We start from the raw sequence: 648 nt of genomic DNA, 5'->3' as shown, positions 1-648 counted from the left end.
AAAGCCACTTATATAAGTGGCTTTTTTTATTAAGTATTTTTTCTACTAATTAAAATTTTGTTATCATCATTATCTTTAGTGGTCACTTTAAATATAAATTAGTGTGAAAGTAGTTATGAATCTTAAATTTTATAAGTTTTATTGAGCTTAATAAAAAAACAATAAACCGAAAAAAATAGTTTTTCTGCAAACTTATTTGAATAGAAATAAAGATAATTTTATTTGATCCAATAAGGTGAATTACATTCATAAAATTTTATTGGGCTTTTAAAAATTGTACGGCAAAAACATGAATATTATAGAAAAATATTCTTTACCTTCAATGTAATTACGATGCTAAAGCAATATTTCATAAGAATAATCAAAGCAGCTTTCGCTGCTTTGATTATTCAGTAGAAGCAGATCAGGCAGCCTCAAGTCTATCCGTAATCAGCTCAACTCCAGTTGCAGCTTTAATCTGCTCAAGCGTGACATCTTGGGCCAGTTCTATTAAGACTATTCCTCTTGAAGTAATATCCATAACGCCGAGATCACTGATAATCCGGTTGACCACACCTTTACCTGTTAGTGGCAAAGTACATTGAGGAACGATTTTCGAGGTACCATCTTTAGCCGTGTGTTCCATTAGGACTACGACTTTCTGCACAC

General features: G+C 31.3%; 1 protein-coding gene. It reads right to left on the bottom strand.

Annotation, left to right across the window (positions count from 1 at the left end; genetic code table 11):
* Positions 1-403: 403 nt before the first annotated feature.
* A partial coding sequence (locus B4033_RS12895; RefSeq protein WP_286834556.1) for a CoA-transferase occupies positions 404-648 on the bottom strand: 245 nt, incomplete at its 5' end.

Source organism: Acinetobacter sp. UBA3132, from assembly GCF_002364825.1.
Classification (GTDB): domain Bacteria; phylum Pseudomonadota; class Gammaproteobacteria; order Pseudomonadales; family Moraxellaceae; genus Acinetobacter; species Acinetobacter schindleri.
The sequence above is the reverse complement of the archived record's forward strand: the minus strand, read 5'-3'. Positions and strand labels throughout refer to the sequence as shown.